Annotated in this window: 23 protein-coding genes and 1 other RNA gene; 11 read left to right on the plus strand and 13 right to left on the minus strand. The window is 61.3% G+C overall.

Annotated features, from left to right (window positions below; all coding sequences use genetic code 11):
- Positions 1-48: 48 nt before the first annotated feature.
- Positions 49-1215: a DNA recombination protein RmuC gene (locus M2A_RS09045; protein ID WP_045446093.1), complete on the plus strand. Its 1167-nt coding sequence runs from the start codon at positions 49-51 to the stop codon at positions 1213-1215.
- Between the two features lie 22 nt (positions 1216-1237).
- Positions 1238-2581 (plus strand): alanine/glycine:cation symporter family protein, encoded by a 1344-nt coding sequence (locus M2A_RS09050; RefSeq protein ID WP_045446096.1) that lies wholly within the window; start codon positions 1238-1240, stop codon positions 2579-2581.
- Between the two features lie 165 nt (positions 2582-2746).
- Here the strand turns inward: M2A_RS09050 and recR are convergent, their stop codons facing one another.
- The 4 genes from recR to ffs form a co-directional block, all read right to left on the minus strand.
- A complete protein-coding gene (recR, locus tag M2A_RS09055; RefSeq protein WP_045446099.1) occupies positions 2747-3352 on the minus strand; it encodes a recombination mediator RecR in 606 nt (201 codons plus the stop codon).
- Positions 3353-3383: 31 nt separating this feature from the next.
- On the minus strand, positions 3384-3704 hold the full coding sequence (locus M2A_RS09060) for a YbaB/EbfC family nucleoid-associated protein (RefSeq protein ID WP_045446102.1): 321 nt from the start codon (positions 3702-3704) through the stop codon (positions 3384-3386).
- The gene (locus tag M2A_RS09065) at positions 3701-5593 is read right to left on the minus strand and encodes a DNA polymerase III subunit gamma/tau (protein ID WP_081875515.1); all 1893 of its coding nucleotides are present in this window, start codon (positions 5591-5593) and stop codon (positions 3701-3703) included. Before M2A_RS09065 ends, M2A_RS09060 begins: the two co-directional genes overlap by 4 nt.
- A gap of 154 nt (positions 5594-5747) precedes the next feature.
- Positions 5748-5843, minus strand: an RNA gene (gene ffs, locus M2A_RS17755) — signal recognition particle sRNA small type.
- Between the two features lie 249 nt (positions 5844-6092).
- Between ffs and nudC the strand changes: the two genes are divergently transcribed.
- The gene (gene nudC, locus M2A_RS09075) at positions 6093-7037 is read left to right on the plus strand and encodes an NAD(+) diphosphatase (RefSeq protein WP_045446107.1); all 945 of its coding nucleotides are present in this window, start codon (positions 6093-6095) and stop codon (positions 7035-7037) included.
- Positions 7038-7306: 269 nt separating this feature from the next.
- Here the strand turns inward: nudC and M2A_RS09080 are convergent, their stop codons facing one another.
- Positions 7307-8197, minus strand: coding sequence for a prephenate dehydratase (locus M2A_RS09080; protein WP_045446110.1), 891 nt, complete (start codon positions 8195-8197; stop codon positions 7307-7309).
- A gap of 9 nt (positions 8198-8206) precedes the next feature.
- On the minus strand, positions 8207-8959 hold the full coding sequence (locus tag M2A_RS09085) for a 3-deoxy-manno-octulosonate cytidylyltransferase (RefSeq protein WP_045446113.1): 753 nt from the start codon (positions 8957-8959) through the stop codon (positions 8207-8209).
- Between the two features lie 306 nt (positions 8960-9265).
- On the opposite strand from M2A_RS09085, the gene M2A_RS09090 reads away from it, so the two are divergent.
- The 6 genes from M2A_RS09090 to M2A_RS09115 all read left to right on the plus strand — a co-directional run bounded on the left by M2A_RS09090 (position 9266) and on the right by M2A_RS09115 (position 17650).
- On the plus strand, positions 9266-9847 hold the full coding sequence (locus M2A_RS09090; RefSeq protein ID WP_045446114.1) for a c-type cytochrome: 582 nt from the start codon (positions 9266-9268) through the stop codon (positions 9845-9847).
- A gap of 236 nt (positions 9848-10083) precedes the next feature.
- Positions 10084-11916, plus strand: a complete 1833-nt coding sequence (locus M2A_RS09095) for an extracellular solute-binding protein (protein ID WP_244444413.1) — start codon at positions 10084-10086, stop codon at positions 11914-11916.
- A gap of 8 nt (positions 11917-11924) precedes the next feature.
- Positions 11925-13757, plus strand: a complete 1833-nt coding sequence (locus M2A_RS09100) for an extracellular solute-binding protein (RefSeq protein WP_052379351.1) — start codon at positions 11925-11927, stop codon at positions 13755-13757.
- Positions 13758-13836: 79 nt separating this feature from the next.
- Positions 13837-14946 carry a microcin C ABC transporter permease YejB gene (locus M2A_RS09105; protein ID WP_045446120.1) on the plus strand — a complete coding sequence of 370 codons (1110 nt, stop codon included), beginning with the start codon at positions 13837-13839 and terminating at the stop codon, positions 14944-14946.
- A 2-nt stretch (positions 14947-14948) separates the two neighbouring features.
- Positions 14949-16013, plus strand: a complete 1065-nt coding sequence (locus M2A_RS09110; RefSeq protein WP_045446123.1) for an ABC transporter permease — start codon at positions 14949-14951, stop codon at positions 16011-16013.
- A gap of 11 nt (positions 16014-16024) precedes the next feature.
- Positions 16025-17650, plus strand: coding sequence for an ABC transporter ATP-binding protein (locus tag M2A_RS09115; protein ID WP_045446126.1), 1626 nt, complete (start codon positions 16025-16027; stop codon positions 17648-17650).
- Between the two features lie 34 nt (positions 17651-17684).
- On the opposite strand, the gene M2A_RS09120 is transcribed toward M2A_RS09115, so the two are convergent.
- The 3 genes from M2A_RS09120 to M2A_RS09130 all read right to left on the minus strand — a co-directional run bounded on the left by M2A_RS09120 (position 17685) and on the right by M2A_RS09130 (position 20414).
- Complete coding sequence (locus M2A_RS09120) at positions 17685-18563, minus strand: C40 family peptidase (RefSeq protein ID WP_045446129.1); 879 nt, start codon at positions 18561-18563, stop codon at positions 17685-17687.
- Positions 18560-18910 carry a MarR family transcriptional regulator gene (locus M2A_RS09125; RefSeq protein ID WP_045446132.1) on the minus strand — a complete coding sequence of 117 codons (351 nt, stop codon included), beginning with the start codon at positions 18908-18910 and terminating at the stop codon, positions 18560-18562. The genes M2A_RS09120 and M2A_RS09125 overlap by 4 nt, the downstream gene beginning before the upstream one ends.
- A gap of 118 nt (positions 18911-19028) precedes the next feature.
- Entirely contained in the window at positions 19029-20414 is a 1386-nt protein-coding gene (locus tag M2A_RS09130) for a leucyl aminopeptidase family protein (protein WP_052379352.1), read from the minus strand.
- An 89-nt stretch (positions 20415-20503) separates the two neighbouring features.
- Here M2A_RS09130 and M2A_RS17760 point away from each other — a divergent pair, with 89 nt between their 5' ends.
- A complete protein-coding gene (locus tag M2A_RS17760; protein WP_081875517.1) occupies positions 20504-20680 on the plus strand; it encodes a DUF1737 domain-containing protein in 177 nt (58 codons plus the stop codon).
- Between the two features lie 12 nt (positions 20681-20692).
- Here the strand turns inward: M2A_RS17760 and M2A_RS09135 are convergent, their stop codons facing one another.
- Positions 20693-21832: a TAXI family TRAP transporter solute-binding subunit gene (locus M2A_RS09135; RefSeq protein WP_052379353.1), complete on the minus strand. Its 1140-nt coding sequence runs from the start codon at positions 21830-21832 to the stop codon at positions 20693-20695.
- A gap of 258 nt (positions 21833-22090) precedes the next feature.
- Here M2A_RS09135 and M2A_RS09140 point away from each other — a divergent pair, with 258 nt between their 5' ends.
- On the plus strand, positions 22091-22861 hold the full coding sequence (locus M2A_RS09140; RefSeq protein WP_052379354.1) for a tetratricopeptide repeat protein: 771 nt from the start codon (positions 22091-22093) through the stop codon (positions 22859-22861).
- Positions 22862-22982: 121 nt separating this feature from the next.
- Here M2A_RS09140 and M2A_RS09145 read toward each other — a convergent pair whose 3' ends face one another.
- Genes M2A_RS09145 through M2A_RS09155 form a run of 3 tightly spaced genes read right to left on the minus strand, consistent with a single transcriptional unit; the run spans position 22983 to position 26495 of the window.
- Complete coding sequence (locus M2A_RS09145) at positions 22983-23945, minus strand: type II secretion system F family protein (RefSeq protein ID WP_045446135.1); 963 nt, start codon at positions 23943-23945, stop codon at positions 22983-22985.
- A 10-nt stretch (positions 23946-23955) separates the two neighbouring features.
- Positions 23956-24945, minus strand: a complete 990-nt coding sequence (locus tag M2A_RS09150; protein ID WP_045446138.1) for a type II secretion system F family protein — start codon at positions 24943-24945, stop codon at positions 23956-23958.
- An 8-nt stretch (positions 24946-24953) separates the two neighbouring features.
- Positions 24954-26495 carry a TadA family conjugal transfer-associated ATPase gene (locus M2A_RS09155; protein ID WP_052379355.1) on the minus strand — a complete coding sequence of 514 codons (1542 nt, stop codon included), beginning with the start codon at positions 26493-26495 and terminating at the stop codon, positions 24954-24956.
- Positions 26496-26497 lie beyond the last annotated feature (2 nt).

A 26497-nucleotide genomic window follows, 5' to 3' on the forward strand; every position in this document is an offset into this window, starting at 1 on the left:
CGCGGGCCGGGCGGAATCATGTATAGTCGGCGGAAATTCGAGGTATTCATGGATTTTTCCAGCCCAGACATGCTGCCCACTTTGCTGACCGCCTTTGGCGCGGTGCTTCTGGCCGTGCTGGCCGGGTTCTTTGCCGCGCGCTTTTTCGGCAAAGGCGGCAATGAAGAAGGAGCGGCGCTCAAAGCGCTGATGGAAGCCGAGCTGACCCGCCTTGCCCAGGCCCAGTCGGAGCTGACCGGCCGCTTGCAAAGCCTTGCCGAAGGCCAGCACGCGACGCAGGAAAGCCTGACCCGCACGCTGAACGAGCGGCTCGACCTTGTCAGCCAGCGCATGGGCCAGAGCCTCACCGATTCCAGCCAGAAGACGCAGGAAAGCCTCGGCCAGCTGCAGGAGCGCCTGGCATTGATCGACCAGGCGCAGAAAAACCTCAACGAGCTTTCCACCCAGGTCGTGGGCCTTCAGGACATTCTGGCGAACAAGCAGGCGCGCGGGGCTTTCGGGGAAATTCAGCTCAACGATATTATCGTCAATGCGCTGCCCCCCAATGCCTATGCCTTTCAAACGACGCTGCGCTCGGGCGTGCGGGCGGACTGTCTCCTGCATTTGCCGAACCCGCCCGGCTCCATCGTCATCGATGCGAAATTCCCGCTCGACGGCTACCGGGCGATCCGCAATGCGAGCGACCCCCATGCGCAAAAGCCGGCCGCTGCGCAGTTCAAGCGCGATGTGCTCAAACACGTCAAAGACATTGCCGAGAAATATATCGTGCCGGGCGAGACGGCGGATTCCGCGCTGATGTTCATGCCCTCCGAAGCGGTTTATGCCGAGCTTCATGCCAGCTTTCCCGATGTGGTGGAACAGAGCTTCAGGCAAAAAGTCTGGATCGTCTCCCCCACCACGCTGATGGCAACGCTCAACACCGTGCGCGCCGTGCTGAAAGACGCGGAGATGCGCGAGCATGCCCATATCATCCAGCACGAGGTGGCCAAGATGCTGAAAGATGTCGAGCGGCTGGACAGCCGTGTCGACAATCTGAAAAAGCATTTCACTCAAGCCGAAAAAGATATCAAGGATATCGAAACCTCGACGGCGAAGATCGTGCGCAAGGGCGAGCAAATCGCCGAGGTCGAGCTGGAAGACGCCAAACGCGACGCGCTGGAAGAAGCGCGCCCGCAAGGCACAAGCAGCCAGAGGGATCTTCTGGCCGGGGAATAACCAACATCATGCGGGGGGCTTGATGGAACTTATCGATAGCGCTGTCTCATATGTAAACGGCATCGTCTGGGGACCGCCCATGCTGGTGCTGCTGGCGGCCACGGGGCTTTATCTGACGGTGGGGCTCAGGCTCTTTCCGATCCGCAAAATTCCTTACGGCTTCTCCCTGCTTTTCAAAAAACACGAGGGCGAAGGCGACATCATTCCCTTCAAGGCATTGATGACGGCGCTATCGGCAACCGTCGGCACGGGCAATATCGCGGGCGTCGCCACCGCGATCTTTCTGGGCGGGCCGGGCGCGCTTTTTTACATGTGGATGATCGCGCTTGTCGGCATGGCGACGAAATATTCCGAAGCCGTGCTGGCCATTCAGTTCCGTGAGATCGACGAAAGCGGGCGGCATGTCGGCGGGCCGATGTATTATCTGAAAAACGGCGTCGGCAAGAAAATACCCTGGCTCGGCGCCGTGCTTGCCCCGCTTTTTGCATTTTTCGCCGCCGCCGCCGGGTTCGGCATCGGCAACGGCACGCAGTCGAATTCCGTTGCCGCCGCCATGGAGACGAGCTTCGGCGTGCCGCCGCTCGCAACAGGCATCGTCATCGCGGCCATTGTCGGCTTCGTCATTATCGGCGGCATCAAGCGCATCGGCGATGTGGCAGGCGCGCTCGTGCCCTCCATGATCGTGCTTTATGTGGGCTCCTGCGTTGCCATCCTCGCCGTCAATGCGGCGGCCATTCCGGACGCCTTCGCGCTGATCTTCCATCACGCTTTCGAGCCTGCGGCAGCGGCGGGCGGGTTTGCCGGGGCGGGCGTTGCGGCCGCCATTCAGTTCGGCGGGGCGCGGGGTATCTTTTCCAACGAGGCGGGCCTCGGCTCCGCGGCCATCGCCCATGCGGCGGCCAAGACCAACGATCCGGTGCAGCAAGGCAATATCGCCATGCTCGGCACCTTCCTCGACACGATCATCGTCTGCACCATGACCGGCCTCGTCATCATCACGAGCGGGCTTTGGACGAGCGGGCTGACCGGCGCGGAGCTGACAAGCGCAGGCTTTGCCTCCGTCCTGCCGCATGGCGACAAGGTGGTGGCCGTCGCGCTTTCCGTCTTCGCCTTCACCACCATTATCGGCTGGTCTTACTATGGCGAGCGGAGCGTGGAATATCTGTTCGGGGAAAAGGCCATTCCGGTTTACCGGGTGCTCTGGGTGCTGGCGATCCCGGTCGGGGCCGTCATCAAGCTCGAATTCATCTGGCTGCTCGCCGATACGCTGAACGCCATGATGGCCATTCCGAACCTGATCGGGCTGCTCATTCTGGGGCCGATGGTCTTCCGCCTGACGCGGGAGTATTGGCGCGCCAAGAAGTAGGGGCGTCCACACACGCCGTCGTCCCGGGATTTATTCCCGGGACCCATTTATCTTTCAGAACGGCAGGGAATTGGTGATGGGAGGGGCTGTGCCAATAACTCTCCTGCCATCACTCGATGCGATGCGAGTAGGCCCCGGCAACAAGTGCCGGGGCGACCCCCCAACTCAAACCAGCCGCTTGGCCCGCATGGCGGCCGAGAGCGTGCCGTCGTCGAGATAGTCGAGCTCGCCGCCCACCGGCACGCCGTGGGCGAGGCGGTAAACGGCAACGCCCGCGGTTTCAAGCTGGTCGGTGATGTAATGGGCGGTTGCCTGGCCATCCACCGTCGCATTCATCGCGAGGATGACTTCTTTTACTTCGCCCGCGTGGCAGCGCTCGACAAGCTTGCCGATGGAAAGATCGTCCGGGCCGATCCCGTCGAGCGCGGAGAGCGTGCCGCCCAGCACATGATAATAGCCCTTATGGGCGCCCGCCCGTTCCAGCGCCCAAAGATCGCCCACATCCTCGATCACGCAGATGGAAGAGACATCGCGGCGCTGATCGCAGCAGACGGTGCAGGGATCGCGCGTATCGACATTGCCGCAGACCGAACAGATCATCGCCTTTTCCGCCGCATCCGACACCGCGCGGGCAAGAGGGATGAGGAGGGCTTCTTTTTTCTTGATGAGATGCAGCACCGCGCGCCGGGCCGAGCGGGGGCCGAGCCCGGGCAGTTTGGCGAGCAGATCGATCAGCCGCTCGATTTCCGGTCCCGTAAGGGGCGATGCCATGGTGTGTTCCGGTTAAGTGAGAGGCGCGAGGTCAGCCGAGATTGAAGCCGGGCGGCAGCGGCAGGCCGCCGGTCAGCGCTTTCATTTTTTCCGCCGTCGCCGCTTCCGCTTTGACTTTCGCGTCATTATGCGCGGCCACGATCAGGTCTTCGAGAATCTCGCCCTCTTCGGCTTTAAGCAGCGAGGGATCGATCTTGATGCCCGCCATCGTGCCCTTGCCGGTCAAGGTGACGCGCACCATGCCGCCGCCCGACACGCCTTCCACTTCCAGCTTCTCAAGTTCTTCCTGCGCCTCGGCCAGTTTCGACTGCAACTGGCGGGCCTGCTTCATCATATCCGTGAGGTTTTTCACTCGTACATATCCTCGTCATCGAAAAAGGCATCGAGATGATCGCCGCCTTCGGCCTCGCCCATCTCCTGAATTTCCTGCGCCGCTTCTTTCAAGGGGTCGCGGATGTCGACAATCTTTGCGCCAGGGAAAGCTTCCATCGCCGCTTTGACCAGCGGATGGGCGGAGACTTCCGCTTTCAGCGCTTCCGTCTCGCTTTCTTCCTGCTCGCGCAAAGTGGGCGCGGCTTTGGCTTCGCTCGAAACGGAAATCAGCCAGCGCGTGCCGGTCCAATGGCGCAGGCGCTCGGAAAGTACCTGCATGGTCTGTTTGGCATCTTCGGAGGCGCCGATTTCGATCTGGCCGGGCTGAAAGCTGACAAGGCGCACACCGGTTTTCAGCACATGCTGAAGCTGGATATCGCGCTTTTCTTCGGCCAGCGCCACCACATCCTCAAAAGAATGCAGCATGATGGCGGCTTGCGCATTTTGCCGCATCTGAGGCGCACCGGCGGGCGATGAGAGGCCGCCGCCTTGCGCGGCGCGGCTGACCGCCTGCGCACCGCCGTTTCCACCCCCATTGCCATTGGGAGCAGGCCCGCGTGCGGGCGCGCCGGCCCCGGCATTTTTAAGCTGCGCGATGAGATCTTCCGGCGCGGGCAGATCGGCGGCATGGCAAAGCCGGACGATAACCATTTCCGCCGCCACGATCGGCTTTGCCGCCTGCGCCACCTCGCCGATGCCTTTCAACAGCATCTGCCAGACGCGCGAGAGCACGCGGATCGGCAATTGGCCGGACATTTCCTTGCCGCGCACGCGCTCGGCCTCGGTCGCGGCGATATCGTCGCTCGCGCTTTCCACAAGCTTGAGGCGGGTGAGCCAATGGGTAAGCTCGGCAAGATCGGAGAGCACCACCGCCGGGTCCGCGCCTGCATCATATTGCGCGCGCAGTTCGCCCAAGGCCGCCGCCGCATCGCCTTTCATGATGAGGTCATAGAGATCGAAAATCCGCCCCCGGTCGGCAAGGCCGAGCATGTCGCGGATATCGGCTTCCTTGATCTCGCCGTCCCCTGCATCGCCCACCCCGTGGGAGATCGCCTGATCGAGAATGGAAAGCGCATCGCGGGCCGAGCCTTCGGCGGCGCGGGCGAGCAGCGTCAAAGCGGGCGGTTCGATCTTCACTTTTTCTTTTTCGCAGACACGGGAAAGCAGCCGCACCAGTTCTTCCGAGGTCAGGCGGCGCAAATCGAAACGCTGACAGCGGGAGAGCACCGTCACCGGCACTTTGCGGATTTCGGTCGTCGCGAAAATGAATTTCACATGTTCCGGCGGCTCTTCCAGCGTCTTCAAGAGGCCGTTGAAGGCGGCCTTGGAGAGCATGTGCACTTCGTCGATGATGTAGACTTTGTAGCGGGCGGAAACGGGCAAGTAGCGCACGCTTTCGATGATCTCGCGGATATCGTCGATGCCGGTGCGCGAGGCGGCGTCCATTTCCAGAATGTCGGGATGGCGCGATTCCATGATCGACTGACAATGCACACCCGGTTCTTCCAGGTGAATGGTCGGCCCGCCCTTGCCGTCTTCGGTCATATAATTGAGGGCACGGGCGAGAATGCGCGCGGTCGTCGTCTTGCCCACGCCGCGCACGCCGGTCAGCATGAAGGCGTGGGCGATCCGGCCTTTCTCGAACGCGTTCGAGAGGGTGCGCACCATGGCTTCCTGGCCGATCATATCCTCGAAGGTGGCCGGGCGGTATTTGCGCGCCAGCACCCGGTAGTCGGAGGCTTTAGCCGTGGATGGAGCCTGCTCCTCCCCGCCCAGAAGACCCAGGCCGGGTTCGGACGCCGGGTCCGCGGGCGCGCTTTCTTCCGGCGCGTCCCAGCGTTCTTCTGTCTCGTTGACGGGATCGTCCATGACCTGTCCTGCTCGCCTGCCTTTGCGGGTTTGGCACAGTGTAGAGCCTGGGGCTGGCGCCTGCATCCCCGGCGTCGTTTTTTCTGTGGATATGTGGATAGTCCGGCAAAGCCCGGGCGGGGGGCGCTCAGAACCCCGCGCCAAAGGGCAAGAGGTGGGAGACTGGACAGCGACCCGAGCGAAACTCGTTACGGCTGCTTCCTTCCGGACCTGACCGGGTTGGCGAGGAACTCGTCCACCGCCAGCCTCCCGAGGCGCTTATATCACGCCCTCAGGGGCGAAAAGCAAGGGGGCGCGGGAGAAAAGCGGAGGCAGCCCGGCAGCGGCGGCCTCATAGCCCGCGAATCGGCAGTTTCCCGCCTTTTCCGGGGGAAGACTGCGGCGCTTACGGCAGGCAGAGGGGCATGATGCCGGGCCGTTGCGCGCCGCAAAGGCTTGTGCCACCCTCCGCCCAATTTTCCAGAAGAAAAATAGGCGCTTCAAGCGCAGCGAGGCAGGCATGGCACTTTCTCCCAATCCCAATATTTTCGCCAATAACCCCATCGACCGGGCAGGCCATTTGCGCGGCAATCCCGAATGGCTGGCGGAAAAGCGCAAAGACCCCTCCTCGCTCTTTGTGCCGCTGTGGAACCTCAACCCGCTGGTGCTGCCCGAAGAAGTGCCCTCTCAAGGCAAGGATGTGGGCTGGGTGCCCGCCGCCGCCGTCGAGCCGCTGGCAGGGCCCGGCGCGATCGAGGTATTTCTGGGCATCAACCGGCGCGGCAAGGCGCTTTTTGCCATCGACATTTCCGCCGCCCGCAATCCGGAGGCCGAAGGCCCCTTGAAAGGCTTCGGCGCATTTGAGGAAATCCGCGGCCTTGCCATGAAAGGCGAGATCACGGCGAGCGAGCTTGCGATCCTTGCCCAGGCCAAGGCCATGATCGACTGGCATTTGCGCCACGGTTTCTGCTCGGCCTGCGGGGCAAAGACCGAGCTTGCCGAGGCCGGGTATAAACGCACCTGTCCTTCGTGCCATGCAGAGCATTTTCCGCGCACGGACCCCGTCGTCATCATGATGGCGACCCATGGCGACAAGGCCTTTCTGGGGCGCCAGAAAATCTTCCCGAAAGGCATGTATTCGGCGCTCGCCGGCTTCATGGAGCCGGGCGAATCGATCGAGGAAGCGGTGGCCCGCGAGCTCGACGAGGAAGCCAAGATCGCGGTTAAATCCGTGCGCTACCATTCCACCCAGCCCTGGCCGTTTCCCTCATCGCTGATGATCGGCTGTATCGCCGAGGCCGAATCGGAAGATTTCGAGATCGACGGGGTGGAGCTTTCCGGCGGCAAATGGTTCACCCGCGACGAGCTTGCCGCCGCGCTGCGCGGAGAGGGCCAAGGCTTTTTCGTGCCCCCGCCCTTCGCCATTGCGCACCATCTTGTGAAAGCGTTCGTCGAAGGCTGGTGAATGAGCGGCGCTGCAGTTTGCCGCGCCCCCTCACCAGGCCCTCTCCCCCCAGGGGAGAGGGCTTAAAGAACAAGATTTCTCCTCGCCCCCTTGGGGGAGAGGAAGGGGCCCGTCGCGCCAAGCGATGGGAAGGTGAGGGGGAAGCAACTGCCCATTCACTCTCACGTCATGCTCGGACTTGATCCGAGCATCCATGGCCCGCAACAAGCGGCGCGGCCCAATCGACCCTCGGGTCAAGCCCGGGGGTGACGCGTAGAGAAGAGTGCCGCCTAATCCGCGATATGCGTTTCCAGCGTCGCGCGGAAGGGCGAGGCTTTATAGACGCCGAGAATTTTCAGTTCCGAACAGAAGAATTCCAGCTCTTCCAGCGCCAGACGCACATGGCGCGAAGCGGGGTGGCCTTCAATATCGGCATAGAACTGGGTCGCCGTGAAGGCGCCGCCGAGCTGATAGCTTTCCAGCTTCGTCATGTTGACGCCGTTCGTCGCAAAACCGCCCATGGCCTTGTAAAGCGCAGCGGGCACGTTGCGCACGCGGAAGATGAAACTCGTGATGACCGGCTCGTCTTCGGGCTCGGCATCGTCCGGCTCCATCGCCATGATGAGAAAGCGGGTCGTGTTATGCTCGGCATCCTCGATATCGGCTTTGAGAATGTCGAGGCCGTAAACGTCCGCCGCCAGCGATGACGCAATCGCCCCGCGCGAGGGATCGCCCAGTTCCGCGATCTGGCGGGCCGAGCCTGCCGTATCCGCGCCGATCACCGCTTTCAGGCCGAGCTCGCGAATGACGTTGCGGCATTGGCCGAGCGCCATGACATGGCTTTGCACGGATTTAAGGCCTGACAGCGCCGCGCCTTTCACGCCCAGGAGCTGATGGCGGATGCGCAGGAAATATTCGCCCACGATATAACAGCGCGAATCGGGCAGCAGATGGTGGATATCTGCGACGCGGCCAGCGACGGAATTTTCGATCGGGATCATGGCGAGGCTGGCGCGCCCTTCGGCAAGGGCAGCGAACGTATCCTCGAACGTATCGCAGGGTAGCGGCGTCATATCGGGATAGACTTCGCGGCAGGCGATGTGCGAATTCGCCCCCAGTTCCCCCTGAAAGGCGATGGTGTTCGCCGACTCTTTATCCTGCGATGTCTCTTCTGCAGCCATGTGCCCCTCTTATCCCTTTGCGCTCAATATAGCACGGGCCTTTTCAAGGTGCTCCTTCGTATCGACGCCGAGCGGCACGGTGTCGACCAGCGCCGCATCGATGCGCATGCCATTTTCCAGCGCGCGCAATTGCTCGAGCTTCTCGCGCTGCTCGAGCGGAGAGGGCGGCAGCGCCACGAAGCGCTTGAGAGCGGCGCGGCGGAAGCCGTAAAGCCCGATATGGTGATAAAGCGGGCCATCGCCCGAAGGCGCCGTGGCACGGGTGAAGTAAAGCGCGCGGCCGGTGCGCGCGCCGGGGGCGAGCGAGACCACGGCTTTGACCACATCCGGGCTCGTCTTTTCTTCTTCAAGGGTAATCGCGGCGATCAGCGTCGAGATATCCGCCTCGCCTTCTGCCAGAAGATCGCCCGCAATGCGGATAAGCGCCGGATCGAGCGTCGGCAGATCGCCCTGCACATTGAGAATGATGTCGTGGGCGCCTTCCGGGTCCACCCGCTCCAGCGCCTGCCAGACGCGGTCGGAGCCTGAAGGAAGGGCGGGATCGGTCAAAACCGCCTCGCCGCCTGCCGCCTCCACCGCCTCGGCGATCTCTTTTTCCGCTGCCGCAACGACGACGCGGCCGATCCCCGCTTCCTGCGCCCGGGCCCAGACCTGCACGATCATGGGCGCGCCCGCGATATCGGCCAGCGGCTTATTCGGCAGGCGCGTCGATGCCAGACGCGCCGGAATGATGATGATGGGGTTGGATGCTGCCTCGGCCATGTCTGCTTCGGTCCTGGTCGTGCTCTATGGGCGGGACGGCCCTGAACTGCGTCTCTTGCGGGAGAAACCCTGCGACGGATCGCCGCAAATGCCGAATCCGGCGCGCTCAGACCCCTATCCCGTTGTTTTTCCTTACCTCGCGGGACTTATACGGCTTGCGGCGCGCGGGGGGAAGCGGCTAATCTCCGCGCCAACTGGGCGGGGCCTTATCGACAGGGCCGCCGCTCGCGCACAATTTACGTTTCACGAGGGGATGCAGGCGGACCCGCCGCGCCCCAAGCAGAAACGGGCGGAGGCTCGGGGTCAATGGATAGTTTCGAACTCAACAAAATCGCCGGCGCGGTGCTTTTCTCGGTACTGGTCGTACTGGGCGTCGCCAATTTCGCCGGTGTGCTCTACCACACCGAAGAAGCCGATCCGAAGGCCTTCGAGGTCGCGGTGGCCGAGGATGAAGGCGCGGCTGCAGGCGGAGAAGCGGAAGCCGAGGAGCAGGGCCCTTCGCTGGCCGAACTTCTGGCCAACGCCTCCATCAGCGACGGCGAAAAAGTGGCGAAGAAATGCGCGGCCTGCCACACGTTTGAAGAAGGCGGCGCGAACAAGATTGGCCCGAACCTTTACGGCGTCGTGGGCAAGGACATCGCCAGCCGCGGCGGCTTCGGCTATTCCGACGCGCTGCAGGGGCTTGAGGGTGAATGGACCTTCGCCAAGCTCGATCATTTCATCGAAAAGCCGAGCGGCTTTGCCTCCGGCACCGCCATGGCCTTTGCCGGCATCCGCAAAGAAGGCGACCGGGCGGACCTTCTGGTCTATCTGAACTCGCTGGGCAGCAACCAGCCGCTGCCGGAACCGGAAGCTGAAGAAGCAGCAGGCGAGCCGGCGGCCGAATAAGACCTTACGAAAAATTCAGGCGGAATTACCGCCAGGATCGGTTTGAATGACGCGTCCGGGAAACCGGGCGCGTTTTTCTTTGCGGCTGCCCCACCCGCTTCCCGGCGCCCGCTTACCGGGCAAGAAGGCGGGCACGGTTGCAAGACGCAAATAATGGCCCAGAATGGCCTTAATTGTATGGCCCGATGGGGTGCATCACAAAACCAAGAGACATAAGGGACAAGGGAGAGAACGGCGTGACAGTGACCAGAGGCCCGGCCAAGCGGCGCAGCGGCGCCCTTTTCATCCAAGCTCTTCTGACAGGCACTCTTGCCTTTGCAGCGCCCGCAGCAGCCGAACCCGTCACCGCCCATGGTCTTTCGCTTTTCGGCTCGGTCAAATATGAAAAAGGCTTCGAGCGGTTCGATTATGTGAACCCCGAGGCGCCTAAAGGCGGCAAGCTGCGCTACGGGGCGATCGGCAGTTTCGACACGCTCAACCCTTACATCGTCAAAGGCCGCCCGGCCGCCGGTATCCAGCTCATCTACGATACGCTGATGACGCTCTCACTGGACGAGCCGTCGAGCGAATACGGGCTGATCGCGGAAAGCGTCACGTATCCGGAAGACTTTTCCTCCGTCACTTTCACTTTAAATGCGCGGGCAACCTTCCAGGACGGCACGCGCATCAAGCCGGAAGATGTGGTCTGGACCTTCGAAACGCTGAAAGCCAACCACCCCTTCTATAACGCTTACTACGCCGATGTGGTGAAGGCGGAAAAGCTCTCGCCGCTCGAGGTGAAATTCACCTTCGCCGTCTCCGGCAACCGGGAATTGCCGCAGATCGTCAGCCAGCTTCCGGTGCTGCCGAAGCATTACTGGGCGGAGCGGGAGTTCAACGCGACGACGCTGGAGCCGCCGCTCGGCTCCGGCCCTTACCGGGTCAAGGAAGTCAAAGCCGGTCAGTCCATCACCTATGAGCGGGTGGAGGATTATTGGGCCCAGGACCTTAACGTGAATATCGGCGCGCATAATTTCGGGGAAATGGAGTTCATCTATTTCGGCGATCCGACCATTGCGCTCGAAGCCTTTAAAGCCGGAAATGTGGATGTGCGCCTTGAAAACAGCGCCAAGAACTGGGCGACCGGCTATGACGTGCCGGCGGTGAAAGACGGGCGCATCGTGCGCGACGAGCTTGAAACCGGCCAGGGCGAGGGTATGCAGGCTTTCGTCTTCAACCTGCGCCGGGAAAAATTTCAGGACCCGCGCGTGCGCAAAGCACTGAACTATGCCTTCGATTTCGAATGGATGAACAAGAACATTTTCTACGGCCAGTACACGCGCACGGACAGCTATTTCGAAAATTCCGAACTCGCCGCCACGGGGCTGCCGGAAGGCCGGGAAAAGGAACTTTTGGAAGAACACCGCGAGAACCTGCCCGAAGCGCTTTTCACCCAGCCTTACGAGAACCCGGCAACGGACGGGTCCGGCAACAACCGGGACAATTTGCGCAAAGCGGTGATGCTGCTCCAAGAAGCGGGCTGGAACGTCAAAGACAATAAGCTAGTAAACGAGGAAACCGGCAAGCCGCTCGAAATCGAATTTCTGCTCGTCAGCCCGACCTTCGAGCGGGTGGTGCAGCCTTTCGCGCGTTCCCTGGAGCGACTCGGCATCGAAAGCAGCATCCGCCTTGTCGACACCGCGCAATATCAAAACCGCACTGACAATTATAATTTCGACGTGGTGGTGGGCAGTTTCCCGCAATCGCTTTCGCCCGGCAACGAGCAGCGCGATTTCTGGGGCTGCGAGGCAGGCAAGGCGCCGGGCGGGCGCAACCTGATGGGCATCTGCAATCCCGTCGTCGAAGCGCTGATCGATAAGGTTATCTTCGCCAAGGACCGCGCAGAGCTGGTGGCTGCCACGAAAGCGCTCGACCGGGTATTGCTTTGGAACCATTACGTCATTCCGCAATGGCACTCGCCGGTGACGCGGGTGGCGCGCTGGGCCTATATCAAACATCCCGACCCCACCCCTGAATATGCCATCGGCTTTCCGAATATCTGGTGGGACGCGCGGGCGGCCAGTGAATGACCGGGCGAATGAGAAAAACCTTTTTCCGCACCGCCGCGCTTAGCCTTTCCCTTGCCTTAAGCGCCGGGTTTTCGGGTACCCATGCAGGCGAAGCGCAGCACGGGCTCTCGATTTTCGGGGACTTTGAGTATGAGAAAGGCTTTTCGCATTTCTCCTATGTCAATCCGGATGCGACCAAGGGCGGCACGCTTTCGCTGATCGGCCCGACCGTTCGTTACAATCAGGGCTTCATGAGCTTCGATTCGCTCAACAGCTTCATCCTGCGCGGCACCGCGGCGCAAGGCATGGAGATGGTGTTCGATACGCTCATGGTGCGCAATTTCGACGAGCCCGATGCGCTTTACGGGCTCGTGGCCGAAAGCGCCGCGCTGTCGGAAGACGGCAACCGCCTCACCTTTCATTTGCGCGGCGGGGCTTATTTTCATGACGGCTCGCCGCTGACGGCGGAAGATGCCGCCTTCACGCTGGCGCTTCTCAAGGACAAAGGCCATCCCCTGATCGCGCAGAACATGCGCGAGGTGGCCGCCATCTCCGCGCCCGATGCCGCCACGCTGGTGATCGAATTTACCGGCAAGCAGACGCGGGACCTGCCGCTTTTCCTCGCGCAATTGCCGGTCTTCTCCAAAGCCTATTACACGGAGCACGAGTTCGACCGCACGACGCTGGAGCCGCCTTTGGGCTCCGGGCCTTACAAGGTCAAGAAGGCGGAGCCCGGCCGCGCCATCACCTATGAGCGGGTGAAGGATTATTGGGCGCGCGATCTGAATGTGAATAAAGGCCGGTGGAATTTCGGCGAAATCCGTTTTGAATATTTCCGCGACCGCACGGCGCAGTTCGAAGCCTTTAAAGCCGGGCAATATCTTTTCCGCGAGGAGTTCACCTCCAAGGTCTGGGCGACGGAGTATAACTTCCCGGCCCTTAAAGAAGGCCGTGTCAAACAGCTCGTGCTGCCGGATGAAAGCCCGTCCGGCGCGCAAGGTTGGTTCATCAATACGCGGCGGGAAAAATTCGCCGATCCGCGCCTGCGCGAGGCGCTTTCCTATGCGTTCGATTTTGAATGGACGAACCGCAATCAGTTTTATGGGCTTTATAAGCGCACGGAGAGTTTCTTCGAGAACTCGCCCATGAAAGCCGAAGGGGTGCCCAGCGAAGGCGAACTCGCGCTGCTTGCCCCTTACCGCGACAGGCTGCCGGAAGAAGTTTTCAGCGAACCGGTGAGCCCGCCCGTTTCAGACGGCTCGGGCCGGGACCGCACGCTTCTGCGCAAAGCCGCCGGGCTTCTGGAGGAAGCAGGCTGGCGCATTGAAGACGGCAAGCGCGTCAACGATGAGGGCGAGGTGCTCTCCATCGAGTTTCTGACCAACGAGCCCACATGGGAGCGGATCAACGCGCCTTACATCCGCAATCTGCAATTTCTCGGCATCGATGCGAGACTGCGCGTCGTCGATTCGGCGCAATATCAGCGCCGGCTCGACACGTATGATTTCGATCTGACCACCATGCGCTATTCCATGGCGCTGACGCCGGGCATCGAGATGCGCTCTTATTGGGGCTCTTCTTTTGCCGCGCAGCCCGGCAGCCGCAACCTGTCGGGTATTTCCGATCCGGTGATCGACGCGCTGATCGACAAGGTGATCGAAGCGGCGAGCCGGGAGGAACAGGAGACGGCGGCCCGCGCCCTCGACCGGGTTTTGCGCGCCGGGCACTACTGGGTGCCGCAATGGTATAAGGCGAGCCATCATCTGGCCTTCTGGGACCGCTTCGGCCGACCGGCAGAAAAACCGGCCTATCAGCTCGGCGCCATCGACACCTGGTGGTCCACGGACATAAAAGACGAATAGACGTATAAGCTCGAGGCCCTTGGGGAAGGGCGCGGCCTCCTATAGGCTCAGGCTAACAGCAGGGGAAAACGGACCGTCCATGGCAGCCTATATTCTGCGGCGCTTGTTACTCATGATCCCGACCCTTCTCGGGATCATGCTTGTCAGTTTCATCGTGGTGCAATTCGCCCCCGGCGGGCCGGTGGAGCGCGTCATCGCGCAACTCACCGGCACGGAGGTTTCGGCCACTGCCCGGGTGGGCGGCGGCAGCGGCGATTTCGGCGCCAATCAAGGCACGTCCGGCGGCTCGGGCGGCGATGTGACGAGCAAATACCGCGGCGCGCAGGGCCTCGATCCGGAATTCATCAAGGAGCTGGAAAAGCAATTCGGTTTCGACAAGCCGGTGCATGAGCGCTTCGGCCTGATGATCTGGAATTACGCCCGCTTCGATTTCGGCGAAAGCTATTTCCGCGATGTCGCCGTGGTCGATCTGGTGCTGGAAAAAATGCCGGTCTCCATTTCTCTCGGGCTCTGGACGACGCTGATCACTTATCTCATCTCCATTCCGCTCGGCATTGCCAAAGCCGTGCGGGACGGCAGCCGCTTCGACGTCTGGACGAGCGGGGCGATTATCGTGGGCTATGCGGTACCCGGTTTTCTCTTCGCCGTCTTTCTCATCGTCGTTTTTGCCGGGGGAAACTATTTCCAGATTTTCCCACTGAGGGGCCTGACCTCGGAAAATTGGGCCGAGCTTCCCTGGTATGCGCAGATCCTCGATTATTTCTGGCATATCGCCCTGCCCGTGCTTTCCATGGTGATCGGGGCTTTTGCGACGACCACGCTTTTGACGAAGAACTCCTTTCTCGATGAAATCAAAAAACATTATGTCGTCACCGCCCGCGCCAAGGGGCTGAAAGAACGCCAAGTGCTTTACGGCCATGTCTTCCGTAATGCCATGCTGATCGTGGTGGCGGGCTTTCCCGGCGCTTTTGTCGGGGCGTTCTTCGCCGGCTCCATTCTCATCGAAACGATTTTCTCGCTCGACGGGCTAGGGCTTCTTTCCTTCGAGTCCATCGTCAACCGGGATTATCCGGTGGTCTTTGCAACGCTTTATATCTTTTCGCTGATCGGCATGGTGGTGACGCTGATTTCCGATCTCACCTATACCTGGATCGATCCCCGGATCGATTTCGAAACGCGGGAGGTGTGAGAATGCGCGTTCTTGAAACCCTTCTGCGCCGGCCCATCCGCGTCAGCCCGCTCAATCAGCGCCGCTGGGTCAATTTCAAAAACAACCGCCGGGGCTATTGGAGCCTCTGGATCTTCGCGGTGCTCTTCGTCTTTTCTATGTTCGCCGAGTTCATCGCCAACGACCGCCCGCTCCTCGTCATCCATAATGACGAATTCTACTTTCCGGTTTTTGTCGATTACCCGGAAACGGAGTTCGGCGGCTTTTTCGCCACCGCCGCAGATTACCGCGACCCTTATGTGCAGGAGCTGATCGAGAAGGAAGGGGATGGCACGATCATCTGGCCGCTCATTCCCTATTCCTATCAAACGATCAACCGTGATTTGCCGGTGCCCGCCCCCGCCCCGCCCAGCGCGGAAAACTGGCTCGGCACGGACGATCAGGGCCGCGATGTGGTGGCCCGGCTCATCTACGGCTTCCGCCTTTCGGTGATTTTCGGCCTGGTGCTGACGCTGCTTTCTTCCATCATCGGGGTGGCGGCCGGCGCCGTGCAGGGCTATTTCGGCGGCTGGACCGACCTTATCTTCCAGCGCGTCATCGAAATCTGGAACGCCGTGCCCGCGCTCTATCTGCTGATCATCATCGCGGCGATCATCGAGCCCAATTTTTGGATATTGCTCGGCATTCTTTTGCTCTTCAGCTGGGTGGCGCTGGTCGGTGTCGTGCGGGCGGAGTTCCTTCGCGCGCGCAACTTCGAATATGTGAAAGCGGCCCGCGCGCTCGGCGTTTCCAATATCGTCATTATGTTCAAACACCTGCTGCCCAATGCCATGGTCGCAACGCTGACTTTCCTGCCTTTCATTCTAAACTCGTCAATCACGACGCTCACCTCGCTCGACTTTTTAGGCTTCGGCCTGCCGCCCGGCTCGCCCTCCCTCGGCGAACTTTTGGCGCAAGGTAAAGCCAATCTGCAGGCGCCGTGGCTCGGCTTTGCCGGGTTCTTCTCCATCGCCATCATGCTCTCGCTCCTCATCTTCATCGGTGAGGCGGTGCGCGATGCCTTCGATCCCCGCAAGACGCTGACATAAGGACGAATGGCATGAGCGCATTGATCGACATTCAGGACCTGCGCGTCTCCTTCCGCTCCGGGGAAACCGTGATGGAGGCGGTGAAAGGCGTCTCGCTGCATATCGAGAAAGGCGAGACCGTGGCGCTGGTGGGCGAATCGGGCTCGGGCAAATCCGTCACCGCGCTCTCGATCCTGAAACTGCTTCCCTATCCCCAAGCCTTTCATCCGGGCGGCAAAATCCTCTTTTCCGGGGAAGATCTGATGCAGGCAGGCGAAGCGGATTTGCAGGAAGTGCGCGGCAACCGCATTTCCATGATCTTTCAGGAGCCCATGACCTCCCTCAACCCGCTCCACACGATCGAGCGGCAGGTGGGGGAAATGCTGATCCGCCACAAAAACATGAAGCCGGAGGCGGCGCGTGCGCGGGTGCTCGAGCTTCTGGAAAAAGTCGGCATTCAAAATGCCGCCGAGCGGCTCAGCGCCTACCCCCATCAACTTTCCGGCGGCCAGCGCCAGCGCGTGATGATCGCCATGGCGCTTGCCAATGAGCCCGACCTTCTGATTGCCGACGAGCCGACCACCGCGCTCGATGTGACGGTACAGGCGCAGATCCTCGAACTTCTGCAGAAACTGCAGCGGGAAATGGGCATGGCGCTTTTGCTCATCACCCATGATCTCGGCATCGTGCGGAAAATGGCCGGCCGCGTTTACGTAATGACCAAAGGCGAGGTGGTGGAAAGCGGCAAGACGGCGGAAATTTTCTCCGCGCCCGCCCATGCCTATACGCGCCACCTTCTTGCCTCAGAGCCGAAAGGGAGACCCGGGCCTTATCCGGAAAGCGCGCCGCAGATCATGGAAACGGAGAACCTCAAAGTCTGGTTTCCGATTAAGAAGGGCTTCCTGCGCAAAACGGTCGGCCATATCAAGGCCGTGGACGGGGTCTCGCTCGCGCTCCGGGAAGGAGAAACGCTCGGCATTGTGGGCGAATCCGGCTCCGGCAAAACGACGCTCGGTCTTGCGCTGATGCGACTTTTATCGTCGGAAGGCGACATTCATTTCGACACACGCAACATTCAAGGGCTCAGCGCCAAGGAGATGCGGCCCTTGCGGCGGAACATGCAGGTGGTCTTTCAGGACCCTTACGGCTCGCTCTCGCCGCGCCTTTCCATCAGCCAAGTCATCGAGGAAGGGCTTCTCGTGCAGCAGCGCGGGCTTTCCTATGACGAACGGCGCGAGATCGTCTCGGAGGTGTTGCGCGAAGTCGGGCTCGACCCGCAAGTGCAGGACCGCTATCCGCATGAATTTTCCGGCGGGCAGCGCCAGCGCGTCGCCATCGCCCGCGCGCTCGTTCTCTCCCCGCGCTTCTTGATGCTGGATGAACCGACCTCGGCGCTCGACATGTCCGTGCAGGCGCAGATCGTGGAACTGCTGCGCGATCTTCAGGAGCGGCGCAAACTCGCCTATCTCTTCATCAGTCACGATTTGAAGGTAGTGCGCGCGCTTGCCCATAATGTCATAGTGATGAAAGACGGTAAGGTGGTGGAAGCAGGCTCCGCCGACACGATCTTCGATGCGCCGAAAACCGACTATACGAAAGCGCTGATGGCTGCAGCTTTCGATCTGGAAGCGGCAGGCAACAAGGCGGTGCGCCAATAAGCGGTTTTAGATACCGCCCGCCACATACCGCCCATTAGATACCATTTGTGAGGCGCTTGACCGAGGTGATGGGCCCGTCGGTGCGCGAAATGCGCCCTGCTGCATCTTCCAGAGGCTCGCGCGTCACCGCCATGAAAGTGGCATTGGCGTGGAGCATCGTCTTTTCATCGCACATGATGCCGACATGGCCGCGCCAGAAGACAAGATCGCCGCGCCTCAGGCCCGTCAGGTCGTAAGGCTCGGCCAGCCGCTCGCCGAGCGCTGCTTCCTGCATATCCGTGTCGCGCAGGGAATGAATGCCCGCCCGCTCCAGCGCCATTTGCACAAGGCCCGAACAATCCAGCCCCATGCTGCCCCGCCCGCCCCATAGATAAGGCGTGCCGAGAAAGCTTTCGGCAATGGCGACATAATCATCGACATAGGCGCCGATGGGCGCGAGATGGGCGGAAAAGACGAAACCGCCGCCTTCGATCTCACTGAAACGGCCCGCTGCGCCCGCCACCTTGACCTTGGCGTTCATGGGCAAAGGCACAACGGGCTGGGTTTTCATATCCGGGCGCGGATAGATGAAGGTGCGCAGCGCCACCACCCGGTGCTCAGGCTCGGCGCGCTTGGGCAGAAGATGGGTCGCATCCACATAGCCCACATAATCATCGAAAGCGGATTGGCCCCAGGCCCAGCCGTTCTTTTCCTCATAAACGCGGAAGGTTTCGCCGAAAAGAATTTGCGTATCCATTGCCCCATCCGGCGCGGGCTTGCGGCGCAAGGCGGCCGCGCCCGTGATCACCGAATGATCTTCACCTTCTTCGAAGCGCGCCGCCTCCACCTCGCCGCGCAGATGCGCCGCCGCCAAGTCCGGCCGGTAAGGGTTGAGACGCCGGTCTGGATTTTTCCTCTCATTGGACTGCGTCACGGCTGAATGACCTTTGCCTTCTCGATGATGGAATCGGCGAAATCGGTCAGAAACACGGAGCCTTTCACCGTACGCTGAACGAGCACGTTACGCTTGTCCTGCTCGTCGCGCTTGCGCCTTAAAAGATCGAGCCGGCCCATCGTGTCGAGCGCGCGGGTGATGGCCGGTTTGGAGACGCCCAGCTTGGCGGCAAGGCCGCGCACCGTGTGCGGCGGCGGCTCGAGATAGACCGTCAGCAATATGGATATCTGGCGGGCCGACAGATCCGGGCCCTCATCCCGCACCATTTCGACCATTACATCATGCCAGAGCTTGAGCGCATGCAGCGGCTTGAGCTCCAGTGTCATCGGCAAATCCCCCCGGCTGCCTTATCCGTTTCGGATGCGTTTCATCCTAGCGGGGCCGGGGATTAAAATAAAGCGCCTTGGTTCGGGCCGCCCGAAAGCGCCGGGAACCTGCGCCCTATCAGCCGAAATGACGGGCGATATAGCGGTCGAGGGCGCGGATCGTCTGCGCCGCCCCGCCCAAGGGCCTGCCCGGTTTCGCTGCGGGGTTCCAGGCATAAATGTCGAAATGGACGTAGGTTTTCGCCTTTTCCACGAAACGGCTGAGGAAAAGCGCCGCCGTTACCGAGCCTGCAAAACCGTTTTCGGTAATGTGGTTCACATCCGCGATCTGCGAGTCGAGCCATTTGTCATAAGGCCCCCAAAGCGGCAGCCGCCACATTGGGTCCGCATGAGCCTTGGCAAGCGCCTGCAATTCACCGGCAAAGGCCTCGTCCTTCGTATAATAAGGCGGCAGGTCAGGGCCGAGCGCCACACGGGCCGCGCCCGTCAGCGTCGCCATATCGATCAGAAGTTCCGGCGCTTCCCCGTCCGCTTCCGCCAGGGCATCGGCGAGAATAAGCCGGCCTTCGGCATCGGTATTGCCGATTTCCACGGTGAGACCCTTGCGGCTTTGCAAAACATCGCCGGGGCGGAAGGCATTGCCCGCCACCGCATTTTCAACGGCCGGCACGAGAATGCGCAGGCAGATATCGAGCCCGCGCTCCATGATCATTTGCCCGAGGGCGAGGACATGGGCCGCCCCGCCCATATCCTTTTTCATGAGCCCCATGGAATTGCCGGGTTTGAGATTGAGCCCGCCGGTGTCGAAGCAAACACCCTTGCCGACCAGCGTCACCTTGCGTCCTTCAGGATTGCCCCAGCGGATGTCGATGAGGCGGGGCTCGGCGCCCGCCCCCGCCGCCCGGCCGACCGCATGGACCATGGGATAGTTCGCGCCCAGCAGCGCGTCACCGGTAATGACATCGATCTTCGCGCCATGGGCTTTGGCAAGCTGGCGGGCGGCTTCCTCAAGCTCGGCGGGGCCGAGATCGCCTGCCGGTGTGTTGACGAGATCGCGCACCAGAAAGACGGCGCCCGCATCACGCAACACGTCCGCCTTCTTCACCCCTTCGGGCAGAACAAGACGCGGGAATTCTTTCACCTTGCCGGCGTAACGGGTGAAGCGGTAGGCGCCCAGCACCCATGAAAGCGCGGCAAGATAAGGATCGGCGCCCGAGAACTCACAAATCCGGTAATCGCCGAGCGGCAGCGCCTGTGTCAGCGCGCCGAAGGCGAAAGGATCCCCGCCATCGCCCAGCCCCAAGAGCACACCCGCAATGCCCCCATCATCGGCGGGCAGCATGAGCACGCGCCCTTCCTCGGCTTCGAACCGCTGCGTCTCGGCCCAATGGGCCCGCGCGCCTGCATGTTCGCCCTTCCAGGTCTCCAGGTCCGCTTTTTTCAGGGCCCAGACCGGAATGGCCTTGTTTTCGCTTTCGCTGATCAGTAAATCGCGCACAATCATCTCACACAGATAGAAGCCGTCATTGCCGCCAGACCTTATAGAGAGGCCGGTTTTTACGCAATGAGGGCGATGGAGCGGGAGTAAACCACATGTCCGAACTGCGCTACAGGCTCTTGACCGGCCCAGACGACAAAGCATTTTGCGAGAAAGTGAGCGAGGCGCTGGAAAACGGCTACCGGCTCTATGGCTCGCCGAGCCTTACCTTCAACGGTGAACGTGTGATCGCGGCACAAGCGGTGATCAAGGACCCGGGCGATATCGCTTAAAGGCGCGGCGGTTCAGCGGGCCAGGATACCTTTTTCGAAGTAGTACCGCTCGGCGCCTGGATGCAGGAAGATCGGCACGCCGCGCACGGCTGTTTCGGGCATGATCAATGCCCTTTCCGGATGCGAGAGGGCGAGCGTTTCTTTGCTGCGCTCGTCGAAAAGCGCTCGTGTTATGTCGTGCACCAGTTCCTCGGGCATGTCCGCCCGCGTCACCCACATGGCGCCGACGGCGATCGTGCCTATGGCGCCGGTGCCCGGATATACTCCTTCCTCGATCGTATAGCCTTCATAATGGGCGTTCTTGATGCGCAGTCCTTCGGCAGGCGCGCCTTCGATGGGCACCAGCCGGCCCGCATCGCGCAAGATGAGCGTGCGGATCAAAGGCGCAGGCGCGCCGGTGATCATGAAGAAGGCATCGATTTCGCCCGACAATAAAAGATCGGCGGCGCGGTTGGCATCTTCCTCGAGCAGCGTCAGGCTGCGTTTGCGGATACCGAATTCGTTCATGATCGCATGGGCATCGACCCAGGTGCCCGAGCCCTTGGAGCCGATGGCGACACGCTTGCCTTTCAGATCGCTAACCGTTTCGATCTCGCTATCCATCGCGGCGACGAGATGCAGCGCTTCGGGATAAAGATTGGCAATGACACGCAGGTTCTCGCGCGGCGCCTCGCCTTTGAAAATCCCCTCGCCCTTGAAGGCGGCATCGAGGACATTCGCCTGCACAAGCCCGCTTTCGAAAATGCCGGTCGCGACATTGCGCACATTGGCCACCGAGCCGGGCGAGCTTTTGACGACGGCAATGAGCCCGTCGACACCGCAGCGCCCGCCGAGCTCGCACGGGTCCCCGCCGGGCGGGCGGCTGATCACCCCGGCCAGCACCTCGCCCATGCGGAAATAGGTGCCCCCCGTTGCCCCCGTCGCGATACGGAAAAATGTTACTTTGCCCGCCTCGTCCGACGTCCAGGCTCCCGAGCGCACGACCCCAAGCGCCAAAACGCCAAAGACAATGGCGCCGAGCAGCAGATAGGCAACACGCTCCTTGTCCCAGCTCGACATGCGCTCCCAGCCTTGCCGGAAAAACCGCGCGGCCCGGCTGCCCTTTGCCGGGGCGTTCGTTCCTGGTTCCTCATTTTCATGCGGGTCGGACATTCGTGTTCCTGTTTCTCCGGCCGGTGGCGGTGCCAGCTTCCGATGGAAATTTACGTTCCGTTTACTTCATAAGTCCCGGTTTCAAAAGCCTGCGGGGGCACTGCCGGGCCACAAGACGCCTTATGTTTAAGCCTTTCTTGAGACCTCTGACGCAAAATAAGGGACATAAAGGCCGCCTTTCGGCCAGGACGTTTTGCTTTCAGGGATCGGATCATGGGGAAACCGGCGCAATCCAAGTTTAAAGGACGTGCCAGACTGATGCCAGTGCTGGCATCCGTTCTTGTGCTGGGCGCCTGCGCCACGAGCGAGGGCCCGCAATCCACCGTGAACCCGGCGAGCCTTGGCGTGAGCGCGGGTGAAAGCGGCAATCCAATTGCCGATGCGGCCTATTGGGGCGGCCAGTACGAGCAAAATCCGGGTGATGCGGAAACCGCGGCCAAATATGGCGCAAGCCTGCGCCAGCTCAAATCCTTCGAACAGGCCATGACCGTGCTCTCCGTCGCCGCGCGCCAGCATCCCGATCATGCCGGGATCATGGCCGAATACGGCAAAGTGATGGTTGCGGCCGGTCAGGGAACGAAAGCCATTCCGGTGCTTGTGAAAGCGGCCACGCTCAACCCGAGCGATTGGCGTGTTTTGGCCGCGCAGGGCGTTGCTTACGATCAGCAGGGTCAGCACAGCGAAGCGCAGATGAAATACCGCAGCGCGCTGAAGCTCGCCCCCGACCATCCCAGCATCCTGACCAATCTGGGCCTTTCCCAGGCTTTGGCGGGCGAGCTTGTGGAAGCCGAGCAGACATTGCGCCGCGCGGTCTCCAATCCCTCCGCCGGTGCCAAGGCGCGGCAAAACCTGTCGCTCGTGCTCGGCCTGAAGGGCGATTTCGACGAAGCGGCCCGCCTGGCCAAGGCCGACCTGCCGCCCAATGTCGTCAGCAACAATATCGATTACATCCGCTCCATGCTGGTGCAGCCGGCACTTTGGAAGCAGATGGAACAGCTCGATGCGCCGATCGACACGCAGATCCAGTAATTTCAAATCTTTTCAAAACGAAAAAGCCGCGCTCTGCCAGCGCGGCTTTTCTTTTGGCGATAAGCGCGGGTCTTTTGCCGATAAGCGGGGAACCGCCCAGTTTAATTCATGAACTGCCGGCTTAATTCATGAACTGAATGGCGGCCGGGCCCAGAATGACCGCGAAAAGCGCCGGCAGGAAGAAAGCGATCATGGGCACGGTGAGCTTCGGCGGCAGAGCGGCCGCTTTCTTTTCCGCCGCCGCCATGCGGATATCCCGGTTTTCTTGCGCCATGACGCGCAGCGCCTGGCCCAGCGGCGTCCCGTACCGCTCGGCCTGAATGAGGCTCATACAAAGCCCCTTCACGCCGGGAAGGCCGGTGCGGGAGGCCAGGTTTTCATAAGCAACGCGCCGATCCTGCAAATAGGAAAGCTCGGCCGTCGTCAGTGTCATTTCCTCCATCAGCTCGATGGAACTGTTGCCCACTTCCGTCGACACCTTGCCGAACGCCGCCTCGATGGACATGCCCGATTCCACGCAAATGAGCAAAAGATCGAGCGCATCGGGAAAGGCGCGCTGGATGGATTCCTGGCGCCGCTGCACCATGTTCTGCAGCACGATATTGGGCAGATAGAAACCGATGATCATGGCGCCGAAAGCAATGGCGATACGGGCCGTGCCGCGCATGTCGAAATCATCGACCAGAAACAGATAGAGCAATGTCCCCAGGCCCAGAATGATGGGGGCCACGAAGCGGAAGAACAGGAAGGTATAAAGCGGTGCCTGACCGCGCAGACCCGCCTGCTTCAGCTTGCCCTTGATCTCCTCGCCTTCGAGGAGCTCATGCAGATTGAGCTGGTCCACCACTTTCTTGACGAAGCCGCGCGGGTCGTGGCGCAGGCGGTCGGTGCGCTGGCGGGCCATATCCTCGCGGAACTGGCGGCGCAGCGCTTCGCGTTCGGTCGCGACATATTTCATCCGCTCGCCCAGCTTGTCGGAGACGAGCAGCGGCATGGCCAGCGTCACGATGGTGGCGAAGGCGGCAAGACCGGCAAGCAGCATGAGCGCATTTTCAGGCTCGGTGAGGCTGTAGAGAAAATCCATGTCCGCCTCCTTAAAAATCGAAATTGATCATCTTGCGCATGACGAGAATGCCGATCAGCATCCATGTCACGCCGGCAGCGATAATCAATTGACCGAGCGTGGTGGTGAAGAGCAGTCCGATATAGTCGGGCGAAACGAGATAAAGAATGACGGCCACGCTCGGCGGCAAGGCGCCGATGATCGCGGCGGAGGATTTGGCTTCCTGGGACATGGCGGTGATCTTGCCGCGCATCTTCTTGCGGTCACGCAGCACGCGGGAGAGGTTGCCCAAGGCTTCGGACAAGTTGCCGCCGGATTTCGCCTGGATCGACAGCGTGATCATGAAGAAATTGACTTCCTGAAGCGGCATGCGCTCATAGACTTTCTTGAGCCCCTCTTCCAGGGTGACGCCCACCTTCTGCCCTTCCACCACTTCGCTGAACTCGGCGGCAACGACGGGGGCGCTTTCCTGGGCGACAATGCGCAGGCAATCGTTGACCGGCAGGCCCGCCTTCACACCGCGCACGATCACGTCGATGGCATTGGCGAATTCTTCGGAAAAGGCGGCCTGGCGGCGCTTGATGAGAAAGCCCAGAACCCAGCGCGGCACGCCGAAGCCGGTGGCAAAACCCGCCAGAAGCGCGGCGATGGGCGACATGCCGGTAATCAGGATCGCCAGCATGACAAGTATGCCCGCCGCGACGCTTGCCAAATAGAAGGTGCGCAGGCTGATATCGAGCCCGGCCCGCTCGATCCGCAATTTGATCGTCAGGCTTTTCTTCTGTTCTTTCTGTTTTTCTTCGAGGTCTTTGAGCGAATCTTGAATCTGTTTGCGCCGCTGACCTTCCTCACGGCCCATTTTCTTGGAAGCGTTCTTGGCCCGCTCATTGGCAGAGGTAACGCGGGCCACGCGTTTGGCGGCGGCGTTCTCTCCCGCGCCGAACAGAACGAAGCCCACTCCGCCGATGCAAAGGGCGGAGAGAAGCGCAACAGCCAGCGTGATGAGAGTTGCCTGATCCATCCGCGCCCCTAATCCTGGGACGCATCGAGGGCGGCGGCCAGGCGATTATGCTCGTTGTAATATTTCGCTTTGTCCCAGAACGCCGGGCGCGCGATACCGGTCGACTTATGTTTACCGAGAAGGCGCCCGTTCGCATCTTCCCCTTCGATGTCGTAGGTCATCAGATCCTGCGTGATGATCACATCGCCTTCCTGGCCCAGCACTTCGGTAATGTGAGTAATACGGCGCGTCCCATCGCGCAGGCGTGCGGCCTGAATGACGATATCGATGGAGCCGCAGATCATCTCGCGGATAGTTTTCGACGGCAGCGCAAAACCGCCCATCGTGATCATGCTTTCAAGACGGCTCAGCGCCTCGCGCGGAGAGTTGGCGTGCAAGGTGCCCATGGAACCGTCATGGCCGGTATTCATGGCCTGCAGAAGGTCGAAAGCTTCCGGGCCGCGCACCTCGCCGACGATGATACGTTCGGGGCGCATACGCAGGCAGTTCTTCACAAGATCGCGCATGGTAATTTCGCCGCTGCCTTCGAGGTTCGGCGGGCGTGTTTCAAGGCGCACGACATGGGGCTGCTGGAGCTGCAATTCGGCGGCGTCTTCGCATGTGATGACGCGCTCGTCCTGATCGATAAAGGCGGTCATGCAGTTAAGCAGCGTGGTCTTACCCGAACCCGTACCGCCGGAAATCAGAATGTTACAGCGCACCCGGCCGATCACTTCCAGGATCGTCGCCCCTTCCGGCGAGATCGAGCCGAATTTGACGAGATCGTCAAGGCGCAGCCGGTCGCGGCGGAACTTACGGATGGTAAGAGCGGCGCCGTCGATGGACAGCGGCGGCGCAATGACGTTGACACGGGAGCCGTCGGAAAGGCGCGCGTCGCAAATCGGGCTCGATTCATCGACGCGGCGGCCCACTTGGCTCACGATGCGCTGACAGATATTGAGAAGCTGCGCATTGTCGCGGAAGCGCACATTGGTCAGCTGCACCTTGCCGTTCACTTCGATGAAAGTGCGGCCTGCGCCATTGACCATAATGTCGGCGATATCGTCACGCGCCAGAAGCGGCTCGAGCGGCCCGTACCCCAGAACGTCGTTGCAAATATCCTCGAGCAGTTCTTCCTGCTCGGCAATGGACATGACGACATTCTTGATCGCGATGATCTCGTTGACGATGTCGCGGATTTCATCGCGCGCGCTTTCCCGGTCGAGCTGTGCAAGCTGGGTAAGATCGATCGTGTCGATCAGCGCGTTGAAGATCGAGGTTTTGATCTGATAGTAATCGGCCGATTTTTCCCGCTCGAACGGCGCCGCCTTTGCCGCCGGAGCGGCGGGCGCGGGCTTGGCCTTTGCAAGCGCTGCCGGTTTGGCAGGCGCGGCCGGCGCAGGTTTCGGTGCTGGCGGCGGCGTGGCAGCGGCAGGTGCCGCCGGCGCGCCGCCCGGCAGAGGCGGCGGCGGCGCTTCGCCGGCTGCAGGCGGGCGCGCAGGTTCTTGCGGCTGGGGCGCTGGTGCCGCCGGCCGCTTCTGCGGGATGCCGTCTTGCCTCTTACCGAACAAGG

Source organism: Tepidicaulis marinus (assembly GCF_000739695.1).
Lineage (GTDB): Bacteria > Pseudomonadota > Alphaproteobacteria > Parvibaculales > Parvibaculaceae > Tepidicaulis > Tepidicaulis marinus.